Origin of the sequence: Mesorhizobium erdmanii (assembly GCF_013170725.1) — a bacterium.
In the GTDB taxonomy this organism is placed as follows: domain Bacteria; phylum Pseudomonadota; class Alphaproteobacteria; order Rhizobiales; family Rhizobiaceae; genus Mesorhizobium; species Mesorhizobium erdmanii.
The window spans coordinates 5,986,942-6,001,615 of record NZ_CP033361.1; the positions used below are offsets into that span (position 1 = coordinate 5,986,942).

7 protein-coding genes and 4 pseudogenes are annotated in these 14,674 nt (G+C 59.8%); 7 read left to right on the forward strand and 4 right to left on the reverse strand.

The window, feature by feature from the left end; genetic code table 11:
- Positions 1–159 precede the first annotated feature (159 nt).
- Both hemN and EB233_RS28845 read right to left on the reverse strand, forming a co-directional pair.
- Positions 160–1,410, reverse strand: a pseudogene (hemN, locus tag EB233_RS28840) (oxygen-independent coproporphyrinogen III oxidase); the annotation flags it as partial.
- Between the two features lie 387 nt (positions 1,411–1,797).
- A pseudogene (locus EB233_RS28845) lies at positions 1,798–2,941 on the reverse strand (IS3 family transposase).
- 1,044 nt (positions 2,942–3,985) lie between these two features.
- On the opposite strand from EB233_RS28845, the gene EB233_RS28850 reads away from it, so the two are divergent.
- The 3 genes and pseudogenes from EB233_RS28850 to EB233_RS28860 all read left to right on the forward strand — a co-directional run bounded on the left by EB233_RS28850 (position 3,986) and on the right by EB233_RS28860 (position 7,143).
- Positions 3,986–5,149: a porin gene (locus EB233_RS28850; protein ID WP_064987378.1), complete on the forward strand. Its 1,164-nt coding sequence runs from the start codon at positions 3,986–3,988 to the stop codon at positions 5,147–5,149.
- Positions 5,150–5,389: 240 nt separating this feature from the next.
- Positions 5,390–5,686: pseudogene (locus EB233_RS28855) on the forward strand (coproporphyrinogen III oxidase); the annotation flags it as partial.
- Between the two features lie 74 nt (positions 5,687–5,760).
- On the forward strand, positions 5,761–7,143 hold the full coding sequence (locus EB233_RS28860; protein ID WP_064987376.1) for an IS1380 family transposase: 1,383 nt from the start codon (positions 5,761–5,763) through the stop codon (positions 7,141–7,143).
- 384 nt (positions 7,144–7,527) lie between these two features.
- Here EB233_RS28860 and glmS read toward each other — a convergent pair whose 3' ends face one another.
- Together glmS and EB233_RS28870 are read right to left on the reverse strand one after the other, a co-directional pair.
- A complete protein-coding gene (gene glmS, locus EB233_RS28865; protein WP_019856537.1) occupies positions 7,528–9,351 on the reverse strand; it encodes a glutamine--fructose-6-phosphate transaminase (isomerizing) in 1,824 nt (607 codons plus the stop codon).
- 454 nt (positions 9,352–9,805) lie between these two features.
- Positions 9,806–10,450, reverse strand: coding sequence for an acyl-homoserine-lactone synthase (locus EB233_RS28870; RefSeq protein WP_019856536.1), 645 nt, complete (start codon positions 10,448–10,450; stop codon positions 9,806–9,808).
- Between the two features lie 666 nt (positions 10,451–11,116).
- On the opposite strand from EB233_RS28870, the gene EB233_RS28875 reads away from it, so the two are divergent.
- The 4 genes and pseudogenes from EB233_RS28875 to EB233_RS28890 all read left to right on the forward strand — a co-directional run bounded on the left by EB233_RS28875 (position 11,117) and on the right by EB233_RS28890 (position 14,563).
- On the forward strand, positions 11,117–11,881 hold the full coding sequence (locus tag EB233_RS28875; RefSeq protein ID WP_064987375.1) for a carbonic anhydrase: 765 nt from the start codon (positions 11,117–11,119) through the stop codon (positions 11,879–11,881).
- A gap of 364 nt (positions 11,882–12,245) precedes the next feature.
- Positions 12,246–12,934 (forward strand): annotated as a pseudogene (locus tag EB233_RS28880) (B3/B4 domain-containing protein).
- 84 nt (positions 12,935–13,018) lie between these two features.
- Positions 13,019–13,657 (forward strand): LysE family translocator, encoded by a 639-nt coding sequence (locus tag EB233_RS28885; RefSeq protein WP_064987374.1) that lies wholly within the window; start codon positions 13,019–13,021, stop codon positions 13,655–13,657.
- 18 nt (positions 13,658–13,675) lie between these two features.
- Positions 13,676–14,563, forward strand: coding sequence for a dihydrodipicolinate synthase family protein (locus EB233_RS28890; RefSeq protein ID WP_064987414.1), 888 nt, complete (start codon positions 13,676–13,678; stop codon positions 14,561–14,563).
- The last annotated feature ends 111 nt before the right edge of the window (positions 14,564–14,674 follow it).

Sequence of the window (14,674 nt, forward strand, 5' to 3'; positions counted from 1 at the left end):
CGATGGCGACACCGTGGCTTTCTTCGAGGGCGGGAAGCCGCTTTGAGGCCTGCTACGCCGGCGACGGCTGTGAAATCCTGACCTCGAAGAAAGGAAACCGCATGGACGTCAAATTTCGCTTCGGCGTCGTGTTGGCCTCCTCACACTTGGTTGGCTGACTCAGCGGGCAACCCGGTCGAGAAAAGCGTCGAATGCGGCAGCGACAACGCGCATCGCAAAGCGATGCTGCCGCCGTACGCGGACAAAACCCTTTTCGATGTCCACAATCCCGTCCTTGGCAAGCATCGCCAAGCGTTCAGCTGAATCGAGAAAATGGATCGGATCAGATCCGTGGGCGGCACAGATTGCCGGCACATCGGCCTCGAGATCGCACATTAGTCGCTCGATGATTGCGGCTCGCGCGCGGTCTTCGTCGGTGAGACGGTAGCCCTTTGACGTCGCCAGACGGCCAGCTGCGATGTGCCGGCAGTAGGAATCCCGTGTAACCTCGTTCTGGACGTAGCCCTCGCCGACACGCCCGATAGCCGACGCGCCGAAACCGATCAGGGTTTTGCAGGTGTCGGCCGAGTAGCCCAGCGAGTTGCGCCGCAGTCGACCGGTTTTCTGTGCCAGCGCGAGATCGTCGTCCGGCAAGGCGAAATGGTCGAGCCCGATCTCTCGGTAGCCGGCGGCAATCAGTGTCACGGCAATGGCCGCATCCTGTTCGGCGCGGGCAGCGCTGCCCGGAAGCGATGCCTCCTCGATGAGGCGCTGATTCTTAATAAAGGACGGAATATGCGAGTAGCCGAACACCGCAAGCCGGTTGGGGCGCATGGCGACCGCCGCCCTCGTGGTCTCGACGCAAGACTGCACCGTTTGATGCGGGAGACCAAAGATGAGGTCGAAGTTGATGCTTGTCACTCCATGCCGACGCAGCATTTCGACGGCAGCCGCCGTCTGCGCCTCACTCTGGACCCGGTTGATCGCTTTTTGAACAATGGGATCGAAGCTCTGCACGCCGAGGCTCGCGCGGTTCACGCCGGCTGCTTGCAAGGCTTCGGCCATATCGGCCGTGAACGTCCGTGGATCGATCTCGATGGCGATCGTAGCTGTTTCCGCAAGCGCAAAGTGGCGGCGCAGGAATTCCGTCAGGGCAAGGAACTCAATTGGCCCCATGAGAGTTGGCGTTCCGCCGCCGAAATGCACATCACTCACGGGCAGCGCCTGCGGCGCGTGCTCCGAGATCAAACGTATCTCGTCACGCAGCGCCGCCAGATAATTAACGATCGGCGCATCATGGCGGGTGATGGTGGTGGGGAAGCCGCAATACCAGCACTTTGATCGGCAGAACGGAACGTGCAAGTAGAGTGACGCCGGATCGTTAGCCGGTAGGTTCCTGAGCCATTCCTTATAAGCGTCGGCGCCGACCGCCCCACCTCCTGTGTCTTTGCGCTATATCAGTCCGGTCCGCTTGGGTCCGATTATTTCGCAGCGATAGCCCCATTCAGCCTTGGCTGGACAGCGATGGTATGAGCACGCGCTGGTCAGCGACAACCGCCATGGGTTTCCCGTCGAGACTTTCCCGCACACCGTCTACTATCCTACTATCCTATCCTATTCCTACTCCCTTCAGCGTCCAATGGAACGCAGCATGCTCCATCCGACCAGTCGATTCGGCGCCGGGACCAGACTTTTGCTCGCCGGCTGGTGCGTAAACGGCGTCACGTAGCGATACCTGGCATCTCGATGAATTCGTCGTATTAATTGCCGGCACGAGGCTGAGCTACTCCCCGATCTTCGGACAGATTTCTGGGTGGTTTAAGCTACTCTCCGCGCCTGCTGATCGGTTTCGATGCTGTTGAAGTAGACCACGGCGGGCGGCTGTCCGCCATGGGCTGCGTGAGGCCGCTGGTAGTTGTAGAAGGTGATCCAGCGACCGACGCCTGCCTTGGCCTGCGACCCAGTCTCCCAGGCGTGCAGGTAGACGCATTCATACTTCAGGACCGCCACAGGCGCTCGATGAAGATGTTATCGAGACAGCGTCCCTTGCCGTCCATGGAGATCCGGGTCCCGACCCGCTTCAGCCGGTCGGTCCAGGCGAAGGACGTGAACTGCGAGCCCTGATCGGTATTCATGATCTCGGGCGGGCCGAAGCGGTGGATTGCCTCGTTCAGGGCCTCGACGCAGAAGTCGGCCTCCAGCGTGTTCGAGATGCGCCAGGCCAGTACCTTGCGGGTGAACCAGTCCATGATCGCGACCAGATAGAGGAAGCCTCTGCGCATCGGCAGGTAAGTGATGTCGGCGCACCAGACCTGATTGGGCCGCTCGACCCGCAGCCCGCCCAGCAGATAGGGATAGGTCTTGTGTCCCTTCGCGGGCCTGCTGGTGTCCGGCTTCTGGAAGATCGGCATCAGGCACATAAGCCGCATCAACCGCCGGATGCGCTTGACGTTCACGGCATGGCCCTCATTCCGCAGGTGCCACGTCATTTGCTGCACGCCGTAGAAGGGCGTCTCCAGGAACTGCTTGTCGATCAGCAGCATGAGGGCGAGGTTCATTTCTGCCTCACCCTGCGGCTCGTAATAGAACGAGGACCGCGAGATCGACAGCAGGCGGCACTGCGCGCCCACCGACAGCACGGGATGGTTCCGCTCGATCATCCCACGTCTCATTTCCCGCCCCAAGGCTTGAGCTTTCGTGACAAAAAATCGTTGGCGACGGCCAGCTCTCCGATCTTCGCATGCAAGGAACGGACAGTGTCCTCGTCGACCTCAGCGGTCTTCTTCGTGCCCCGCTCGAAGATGTCCGCCGCCCCGTCAAGTAGCGCCTTCTTCCACTGGTGGATCATCGTCGGATGCACGCCATAATCCGCGGCCAACTCCGACACGGTGCGCTCGCCCTTCACGGCCTCTAGCGCCACGCGAGCCTTGAAGCCCGCGTCATGATTCCTGCGTTTGCGCATATTCTGATCTCCTCGTCCTTGGAGATCAGCAGACGTCAGTTCGTAGCTTCCGTCACTGTCCGATTTTCGGGGAGGCGCTCAGGCTTTGGCTGGGGCGCACCGTCTGTCAGAGCGGGAATTGTGCTCGAGGAGACCGTCCAGGTCCGCCCCTGCCAAGGCTGCAAGCCTGATGAACCAATTTAGAAAGTAGCGCTACGCCAGGCGCATGATTACCGACAAATCGCGCTCCTGTGGCCCGGCAAAGCGCCGGAGTGAAGCGCAACTCAAGCATCGCTCGCAACTGACGATCGAGCGAATTCGCATGTGCTTCCGTAAAAACAAAAATGGCCCATGCACGGCTTCCGATTCAGAGAGGGGCTTACAACGGCTCGTCTCGACCTGCCCGCCTTTCGGAACCACTTTGTCCGGACTAGCTGGAAAGCTGGTGCACCTCGCCACCGCCGAAGTGTGGCCCTTCGCCCTAACGAGGACGCTTACGCCTAGGCATGTCGGCATCAGTGGGGCATCTCGGCTGACGTACCGAGCGGTACACTCGCATGATGTCAACAATGTCGAGGCTCAAAACAAACAAAAGCTATCGCCATTGAACGATACTGTCGCGAAGCGAACAGGCGAGCCATGTCCGAAACGTTTGCTTTTCGTGCTCAGCTTGACCCTCAGAGCAAAAAAGGAAACGCAACCAAGGTCCGACGGCAAACTTGAGTGTCAATCGTAGCTTGGTCGTGAAGTTGGCACGTCACTTGCGGGGTGATTTTCGAAGCCGTTGTGACGGTATGCCCGCAGCTATCGGAGATAATCATGGCGATCGACTCGGAAGTGTTTGATTCCTCCCCGGGCATTTCAATCAGGTGATATGAGAACAAACAACTTATCGTGTGAAATTATGATTCAGCTTCATCGCCCCTGTTGTTGAATAGTTATTACGATCCGTTTGTCACACTGCGATAGGCGCAGCGCGATGTGCATGGTTTTCGATTGTGGGGACAGGAAGGGCTGGCTCGTTCGTTGACGTCCCCTTCTTCAATATTTGAACGGAGATCAAGAATGAACATCAGGAGCCTCCTGCTCGGCTCAGCTGCGGCCCTGATCGCTGTTTCCTGTGCCCGAGCCGCCGACGCCATCGTCCTGGCCGAGCCTGAGCCCGTTGAATACGTCAAGATCTGCGACGTTTACGGCGCTGGTTACTACTACATCCCCGGCACCGAGACCTGCCTGCGCATCGGCGGCTATGTCCGTTACGACATCGGCCTCGGCGATGTCGTATCGTATGACCAAGCTAGAACCACGGATGTGAAGACTGGCGAGGCCCAGGGCATATGGCAAAACCACACGCGCTTCACATTCAAAACTTGGATCGGGCAAGAGACCGAACTCGGTACATTGCAGACCTACATCGAGACTCGCATGAATTACGGCAAGCACACCCCCTATTCCGGTTCGGATAGTGCTCGATACTATGCATTCAGCCAAGGCATCACGTTGACTTTCGCCTGGGTTCAGCTTGGTGGCCTCCGAGTTGGCAAGGACTGGTCCGCCTTCGACGTGTTTATTGGCTACGCGGGTGACGTGCTCAATCCGATGCTTATCCCGTACGGCGCCTTCGATACTAATGTGGTTCAGTACTACTTTGACGCCGGTAACGGCTTTTCGGCTGTGGTTTCACTCGAAGAAGGCTCGGGCCTGGTCGGCACCATCGACAGCTACGTTCCGCACCTAGTCGGCGGAGTGAAATACACACAACACTGGGGCGCGATCACCGGCGTTGTCGCTTATGATAGCAACTACGAATCGGTCGCCGGCAAGGTCCGCATCGACGTCGATGTTACCGACCAACTCTCGCTATTCGGAATGTTCGGCTACGGCTCCAGCGGCAAGCTCGACGATGATGTCACTAACGCAATCGACGCTCATGGCCGCGGGTTCTACAAAAGTTGGGGCGGTAACTGGGCTTTCTGGGCGGGCGCCACTTACAAGCTCAATGGGACAACTTCGTTGAATCTTCAGCTCTCGGGTGATCAGCTCAGGAACTATGGTGTCGCTGCAAACGTTGCCTATGCGTTTTTTGCAGATTTCACAATTACAGCCGAACTCGACTATGACCGCTACGGCGACTTCGCCGTCGGCAAGGTCGACCCTTCCATTAGCTGGGCTAATGCCAACAAAAAGAGCAGTGTCGGCGGCATCCTCCGTTTCGAACGTTCATTCTAACGGGAGGAAGAGCTTCATCTCGGTGGCCTCAGGCGGCGAATGACGATTATGCGGGGGAACTGGCACGCCTGCAGATGAGCCCTGACACATTCACAATCGGATGTCGCTGATCGACCATGTCTTCATTTCGCCCAATCTCGTGCCGCTGGGCTGCGATTTCATGATCGTCCCGCTCGATCGAACCATCGAGCGGTTCCTGGAAGTGTCCGATCATCGCCCGATTCTCTTGCGACTGGCCGGCGTATCGGCGAGCGTTACGTCCAGAACGAGGTTACACGGACTCCTACAGCCGGCGCATCGCAGCTGCCGCCTGGCAAAGTCAGAGGGCTGCCGTCTCACCGACGAAGACCGCCCGCGAGCTGCAATCATCGGGCGGCGGATGTACCGGCAATCTGTGCGGCCCATGGATTTGATCCGATCCGTTTTCTTGGTTCAGCTGAACGCCTGGCGATCCTGGCCGAGGACCGGTTAGTCGAAGAGCTTGTCCGCATGCGGCAGGAGGATCGCTTTGTGGTTAGCCTGAATATCTCAAAGTAAGGGCTGCATCGGCTCTGCGAATCTGTAAAACTTCTTTTGCAACAAAGGTTTAACGGATTCACGGAACAGAGCCGATGCAAACAGACTGTATCTCCGAACAGCGCGAATTTGAAGGCTTTGACGGCCACAAAGTTGTCGCCGGTTTCGATGGCGGTGCCATCACCTCGGACGCCGGCATGCTTCTGTTGCGCCATACCGACAAGGCCATTGGCCTGTTCGATCGTGCGGCCTCGTGCTTTGTCGACCGACGCGATCCGGACCTCACGGTTCACAGCGTACGCACCCTGGTCGGGCAACGCATTGCGGCGATCGCACTCGGTTACGAGGACGTCGACGACCACGACACGCTGCGCCACGACCCGGTGCTCGCACTTCTGTCGGAGAGCCTGACGCCGAAGCGGGAAGACTGTGCGGTGCTTGCCGGCAAGTCGACGTTGAACCGGTTGGAGCACGGCCGCATTGGGGAGCCAACGCGCTATCACAAGATCAGCTACGACAAGCAGACGCTGGAAGCCCTGTTCGTGGAGCTGTTCCTGGAAGCCCACGACAAGTCGCCTGGCGAGATCGTGCTCGATCTCGACGCCACCGACGATCCGCTACACGGCCACCAGGAGGGCCGGTTCTTCCACGGCTATTACAATTGCTACTGCTATTTGCCGCTCTACGTCTTCTGCGGCCGGCACCTTTTGGCGGCAAAGCTGCGACGCTCCAATATCGACGCCAGCAAGGGATCGGTCGAAGAGATCGAGCGGATCGTGACCCAGATCCGCCAGACGTGGCGCACAGTGCGCATCATCCTGCGCGCCGATTCCGGCTTTGCCCGCGAGGAACTGATGGCCTGGTGCGAGCAAAACCGCGTCGACTATGTCTTCGGCCTCGCCCGCAACGAGCGGCTGGAAACGAACATCGCCCCGGCCCTGGAGGAAGCGAGCCGGGCATCCAGGGCAAGCGGCCAGGCCGCACGCGTCTTTCGCGACTTCATGTGGTCGACCAAAGACAGCTGGTCCCGCCGCAGGCGGGTCATCGCCAAGGCCGAGTGGACGACATTGGGCGCCAATCCGCGCTTCATCGTGACCTCGCTCAAGCCGGGGCGCTGGGCGGCACGGGCGCTTTACGAGGACCTCTACTGCGCACGCGGCGACATGGAGAACCGGATCAAGGAATGCCAGCTCGACCTCTACGCCGACCGCACCAGTGCCCACACCATGAGCGCCAATCAGTTGCGGCTTTGGCTTGCCTCGTTTGCCTATGTCTTGATCTGCGCCTTACGCCGCCTCGGCCTCGCCCACACCCGGCTCGCCGAGGCCACCTGCGGCACGATCAGGCTGAAGCTCTTGAAGATCGGCGCACAGGTCCGCGTCTCGGTGCGTCGCATCAAGGTGGCGATGGCTTCGGCCTGTCCCCATGCGGAGGAATTTGCCTTGGCACACGCCCGAATACGCGCCGCGGCCCGCTGAGCCGCAGGATCTGAACCCTTCCCGCCAACAACAGAGGATACATTGCAGAACCCACCGCCGCCGCAAACCGCGGCGCCGGCTGCGCTCGTCTTCGAACGCGGGACCTCGAAGCCGGCGTCCGGACCGGCCAAAACGCGGCTCAATGGCGGGTGCGGTGAGAGAAACGGGTTAGCGCTATTGCTGCGTATTCGATGCTTTTCTCGACCGGGTTTGCCCGTAGGCACAGCCAAGCAGTGTGAGGGGAGGCCAAAGGGACAACCAATCGTCGCTAAACGGCATGCTCCAGCAAATAACGGCAAGGCGGTAGCGGCGCGCTTGAGCGCCGGTTGAAGTGCTTGGAGTTTTTTCCGAATGGGCGAGCGTTGCGACTAATGAAGGCTCACATCATTCGACGGTGACTGATTTTGCCAGGTTGCGTGGCTGGTCGAGATCTGTGCCCATGAAGAGCGCCGTGTGGTACGCAAGAAGCTGTATCGGCAGCGAGAAGATCATCGGCGCGATAATCTCGTCGGTGGCCGGCAGCACGATTGTGTGCATCGTATCGAGTTTCGATGCGGCTGCCCCTTTTCCATCGGTGATGAGGATAATGCGCCCTCCGCGGGCGGCCACTTCCTGCATGTTGGAGAAGGTCTTGTCAAAAAAGCGATCATGCGGCGCGATGACGATCACTGGCATGTTCTCGTCTATCAATGCGATAGGACCGTGCTTCAATTCACCTGCCGCATAGCCCTCGGCGTGGATGTAGGAAATCTCCTTCAGCTTCAGCGCACCTTCCATCGCCAGCGGGAAATTTGTGCCACGGCCGAGATACAGGACATGATCACACTTTGACAGCTCGCGCGACAGAAGCTCGATCTGCGGCTGGATGCTGCCCAGTACCTGCCTCATCAGGCGCGGCATTTCGGTGAGGCTCTCGACGAGCGCCTGCGCCTCATCTTCGGTCACGGTTCCGCGGGCCTTGGCTGCGTGGATGGCGAGTGCGGCAAGAACGGCAAGCTGGCAGGTGAAGGCCTTGGTTGAGGCGACGCCGATCTCCGGGCCGGCAAGGATCGGGAAGACCGCATCGGCCTCTCGAGCGATGGTCGATTCGCGCGCATTGACGACGGCGCCAATTTTCAGCCCAAGCTGCTTGCAGTACCTCAGCGATGCCAGCGTATCGGCGGTTTCGCCCGACTGTGATATGAAAAGAGCCGCAGACTGCGGCGACAACGGGATCTCGCGATAGCGGAATTCGGATGCAACATCTATTTCGACCGGCAGGCGCGCATAGCGCTCGAACCAGTATTTTCCGATCAGTCCGGCGAGATAGGCGGTGCCGCAGGCAGAGATCGCCAAGCTCGGGATCCTGGCGAAGTCGATGCCAAAAACCGCATCGGCGCCATTGTCTATGAAGCTGATATAATGACCGAGCGCATCGGCGATGACCTCGGGCTGCTCGACGATTTCCTTCTCCATGAAGTGGCGATGGTTGCCCTTGTTGGCCAGAGTGGCCGCGGCCATGGAGGTCTGGCGCGGACGCGCGACGGGGTGGCCGTCGCAATCAAAGATATCGGCGCCCGTCCTGCCGATAACGGCCCAGTCGCCATCGATGAGATAGGTAATTTCATTCGTGAAGGGAGCAAGCGCGATCGCGTCGGAGCCCAGGAACATCTCGCCGTCGCCGTGACCGATCGCCAGCGGTGGTCCATTGCGCGCCGCAATGATGGTCGACGGATCATCCTCAAAGAGGATGGCAAGCGCGTAGGCACCCCTGACGCTTTTCAGCATGGCGTGCACCGCCTCACCCCGCGGCATGCCCCTTCGGAGGTGTCTTGCCAAGAGATGCGCAAGGACCTCGGTGTCGGTGTCGGTCTGGAACTCGGCTCCCGTCGCCGCCAATTCGTCCTTCAGCTCGGCGAAATTCTCGATGATGCCGTTATGGACGACGGCCACACCGTCCGTGAAGTGCGGGTGTGCATTGCGTTCCGTCGGTGGCCCATGGGTTGCCCAGCGGGTGTGGGCGATGCCGATGGTGCCACCCAGCGGCTCTTCCTTCAGTTTCGTCTCGAGATTGACGAGCTTGCCCTCGGCGCGCCGGCGGTGCAAGGTGCCCTCGGAGATCGTCGCAAGGCCGGCCGAGTCATAGCCGCGGTATTCCAGACGCTTCAATGCGTCGACCAGGCGTTCCGACACCGGCTGTTGCCCAACGATGCCAACAATTCCGCACATGTTCTTCTCCGAATTCTTCCCGGCAGCCTTAGCCGACGCAGACGAGGGATGCCGCCCGGCATGCGCTCAGTTAGAGTCTTCTAATGGAATCCAGTAAGTTCGGTAAAATTGATTGTTGGGATAGCCACCATCCACGCCATGGATGAACTAAACCTCAGTCCAATGCGGGTGATGTGAACCGGGGCGGACGCTTCCGCCTTCAACGGGCTGCGCATATCATGGCCGGCGCCCTCACCTGCGTTAATAGCATGCAAGCCGGCCGGAGGAGACGGAGAATACTCGGCCCAGGTGCGATGTGCAGCCCAGCGCACTCTTTGATCTCGCCGTTCAATTGTGCGGACGCTGCTTCATGCATCATTCCTCGGTTTGCTTCTCCAGGCCGGCCGCAATGACTCGTTTCGGCGACGAGAAGCAAACCCTCTTCCGATCCCTGAGGCCACGCACCACGTCTTGGCTATCCGCATGGGCCGTGCGACAGGCCGAGAATCGGTTGCCACAGTACCGGCCCGTTCAGACGTCCCCTCCAGCGGATGCGCAACAGGCTGGCGTGAGAGATCTCGAGAAAGCCGGCCACCGCCTGCGTTTTGCCGACGGGCTGCGGCTGTCCGATGCGCGACAATGGCCACGTTGCGAGGCGAAGGATCCGTTCCATACGCGTATCGGTCACCGTCACGATCCGGGTGAGATTGTTGGCCAAGCCGAATTCGATCATGCCGGCGAAGAGCTCGTAGGTTGCTTGGGCAAGGCCGCCTGCCGCCTTGGGCGTGGACGGGGGCAAATCGAGCGCGAAACGGCTGCTTTCCCATATGTCGGCACTCGCAGGCGCCACAGCCTCACCCAGCAGCGCCGGGAATGTGTCGCGCAACATGGTCGGTCCAGTGGTTGGCAAGAGGCGCACGCAGCCACGAATTCGCCAATCGGATCCCTTGAGCAGCAGATAGACAGGCTTCAAGTCGTCATAGATGTCTGTTTCCATTTCACCTCCGGTCTGAACTTCCCAATCGAGCCTCTCCTTGAAAACCCGATATCTGAGCCCGTGCATCTCTTTGAGCTCGCCTGCGAATTCGCTGTAGAGGCTAGGTGTGATCAGCTGAATCATTCGTCGCCTCCATGCGGGTTGTGTTCCCGCCATCGAAGGGCAAAGCGCACAGCGATGCAGCCTGTAGACGTTTACAGCTATCTTCGCGGAAGGATCCGGATCTCGCCTGACCGGAGGCAGCCAGCCTGGCAACCGCATGGATCGTCCGCCCGCGAGCTTTGCTTGGCATTTTCCAGATGGAAGGTCCCCTTGGCCTTTGAGACCTGCTTTCCAAGGCGTATTCGCGAGTTTTATCTTGGAGAGCGTGGCGGGCAGGCTACACAGTGGGTGGCCGAGAGGTCGGGAATCAGTTGGAATGGAGGAATTCGTCTCGCCAAAGAGGGGATCCTTTGCAATGCACTGCCCGCCCGACACTCCCGCTTCAACGTTACGCGCCACATACCGTCGAGTAACAGCCGGACCGGCGACGCCGGCTGTGCTGGTTGTTGGCCTGATCAGCGGCAGCACGGTGAATCTGAGCCACGTCGCCAGCCATTTCCACGGACCGGCGAGCGTAGCCTCCAACGATCGCCGGCGGCGACGCTTCTTCCAGTTTGCCAGATCGACGAGGACTGGCTGGCGTGTACGCTGGTGGCGCGGCTCAACCTACGCCCGCCCTTGCGGCTGTGCCTTGACTGCACCAATTGGAAGCAAGGACATAAGGTTCGCATCAAGGAGCGAGGCAATATGCATCGTCGTAACCTGATTAGAGGATTCATCGCGCTGGGCGTGTGCCCGATCTGCGCCCAGACCGCGCGTGCGGCCAGCGCCCATTGGGGATATGGCGGCTCGGTCGGGCCGGAGCATTGGGCCGATCTGGACACGAGAAATTTCGCCTGTTCGGCGGGCGGGCAGCAGTCACCCATCGACATCGCCGGCGCGGTCAAGGCGGATATACCGTGCATCGCCATCAGTTGGCTCAAGGGCGGCGGCAGGATGGTGAACAACGGCCACACTATTCAAGTCAACATGCCGGAAGGCAGCACCTTGACCCGCGGGGATCGCGTCTACCAACTGGTGCAGTTGCATTTCCACGCGCCGAGCGAGCATCACGTGGCGGGCATCAGCTTCCCGATGGAAGCACATTTTGTCCATAAAGACACAAAGAGCGATACTCTGGGTGTGCTGAGCGCCCTTCTTACGCCTGGCGCGACAAATACCAGCTTTGCCGGTCTCGCCAAGGTCTTTCCAGCTCGGCCCGGCGAGGAGATGGCAGTTGACGAGTTCGATCCCAACGGACTTTTGCCGGCCTCGCTCGGCTACTGGACCTATGAGGGATCATTAACGACTCCGCCCTGCACCGAAAACGTGGAGTGGATAGTTGCTATGGAACCGGTCGAGGTCGACGCCGCGGACGTCAAGCGGTTTACGACGCTTTACCCCTCTAACGCGCGGCCGATCCGTCCCTCCAATCGGCGCTTCATCCTAGGCCTCAGGACATCGTGCGCGTAAAGCAAAACCGCGGTAACAATCGGACGGTTTCGAACAGTACGACGCCAGCCCGGTGGCGCTGGCATCGACCATAATGCCCGGGATCACAACAGCATGAGAGCTTGTGGGCCGGTAGCTTGCGGAGAACTGGGTGGCGTCACCGTTCCTACACTCCGGCCTGGATCTGCTTGAGCAGGGATTGATAATCGACGCGTCGCTCCCGTCCTGCGAGAACCCTCCTTCGACTGGACCAATGAAAATCTCCAAAAGTGGCAGTTTAGTTTGGACCAGTGAACTGCAATGTTGGGTTTGCAGTCAGGGAAGCGATTGTGACTGGTCGCGCCGCTCATGGATTGCTTGCGCTCGAATTGATGGAGTTGCCTGGATGTTTGAGGGTCTCATCATCGACGGTCGAATTAAGAATATTGCATCGGGATTTAGAGCCGTGAGCGTCTACGTCGATGCCACTTCAGCTGGAGAAGGACGTTTCGATCCCAGATTGCTTGCTGAGGCCTCGATTGCGTGTTGGCGGATGGCCCGACTTGGGCAGAAGCTCATCTGGCGAGTTGGTCCGACGCCTACGTCGTCTTTGGCGCGAAGCCTAACCGTACGCCGTGCTCAGCCCAGGCCCTCAGAAAGCGGGTTCTGAAAGACGGCACTCTTTCGACGATCAACCCGATCGTCGATCTCTACAACGCCATCAGCCTGAAATACGCAGTCCCGGTGGGTGGAGAGAATTTTGACGCCTATGTCGGAAGACCCCACCTGACGATCGCTGACGGGAGTGAGACGTTCGACACCATGATGAATGGAGAGGCGGTCAACGATCCTCCCTTGCCCGGTGAGGTCATCTGGCGCGACGACATTGGCGTCACCTGCCGACGCTGGAACTGGCGACAGGGCACTCGAACCCGCCTGAAGACCCTAACAGGCCGGATGTGGTTCGTACTGGAGGCGTTGGAGACCATGCCGGACGATGCATTGGCAGAGGCGACGGATGCCATGGTCGGAGGGCTGAATGCCTTGATGCCTGGCTGCAAAATCGCGAGCCAAGAAATTGCCATCGCCGTATGAGGTTTCCGGTCGAGCGAGCGGATACATGGCCGCCTGGGGCATCCGGCGCGATCGATCCGATCGAAATTATCAAGGGCTGAGAGAATGAATGTCGATCTCCATCAGTTGCTCATCGTCTTTGCTGCATATGTCATTGCCGCGGGGAGCCCCGGCCCGAGCAACATGCGCATTATGGGGGTTGCGATGGCGCGCGGCAGAGGTGCTGCGCTCATCCTCGCCTCCGGCGTCGTCAGCGGCTCGATCTTTTGGGGTTTTATGGCCTCCACCGGCATCTCCGCCCTGTTGGCCAGGTACGCCCAGGCACTGCTCGTTCTGCAGGTTTTCGGGGGGCTTTACCTGCTATTCCTCGCCTTCAGGGCGGGACGGTCGGCGCTTGCGTCGAACGAGAAGCTGGCGGTGCGCGCATCGACCGACCAAGTCGCTCTTTCGCGGGGTGAGCTCTATAGGAAGGGCCTATTGATGCATTTGGCGAACCCAAAATCCGTGCTGGCATGGATCGCGCTCGTCACGCTGGGGATCGGCCCGAATTCATCGTGGCAGAGCATCGCGGCGATACTGGGTGGCTGCGCCATCCTAAGTGTCACGATATTCTGCGGCTACGCCATTGTCTTCTCCACACCGCCTATGGTGGCTCTGTATCGCCGCTGCCGCCGCTGGATCGAAAGTCTGTTGGCGATGTTCTTCGCGTTCGCCGGGCTGCGTATGCTGCTTTCCCGTATGTAGTTTCGAAAGGAATGGATGATGACTTTGTTTCGCGGCCTGTCGGCGTTCCCCCTTACGCCAACCGATGCCGAAGGGCATGTCGACACCGAGGGTCTGGCTCGTTTTCTCGAGCGTATTCAACGCGCGGGAGCGGACTCCATCGGCCTTCTGGGGAGCACGGGCGGTTATGCTTACCTCACCAGGGAAGAACGCAAGCGTGCCGTTCAGGCTGCCGTGGAATGCATCGGCGGCAAAACGCCTCTTGTCGTGGGTGTGGGTGCATTGCGTACCGATGAAGCTCAGGCTCTGGCGCGCGATGCCAAATCCGCTGGCGCTGACGGCCTGCTCTTGGCACCGATGTCCTACGTTCCCCTGAACGAGGACGAAGTCTTCCAGCACTTCGTCGCGGTGGCCGAGGCGGGGGAATTGCCTTTGTGCATATATAACAATCCAAGCACCACGCGCTTCACATTCAGCGACGCATTGATCGCCCGGCTGTCAGAGGTGTCCAATATCGTCGCGGTGAAAATGCCTCTGGCGGCGAATGACGATTACGCGGGGGAACTGGCACGTTTGCGGTCGATGACGCCTGACACGTTCACAATCGGATACAGCGGCGATTGGGGCGCGGCGGATGCCCTGCTTGCCGGATGTGACACCTGGTACAGCGTTGCGGCAGGTCTGCTGGCGGTCCCGGCGCTTGCGCTGACGCGTGCAGCGCAGTCCGGCGACGCGGTGGAGTCCACTCGGTTGAACCGCGCTTTCGGGCCGCTCTGGACCTTGTTCAAACACTACGGCAGCTTCCGCGTTATGTTCGTCATCGCCGACTACCTCGGTCTGGCGCACGTCCAGCCACCGCGCCCTATTTTGCCGTTGCCGGAGGACGCCGGAGATGACATTAGGCAGGCATTGGAGAAGCTCAAATAGCCGAGCACAGGGCATGCCCAGTGCAACTGCTAGTTAGGCACCCGGCGCTCGGGCGTTCCGCGCACCGTTCGAGATGGAAGTTGGGCGGCGCAGAGTTGGATCGGGTTGGTC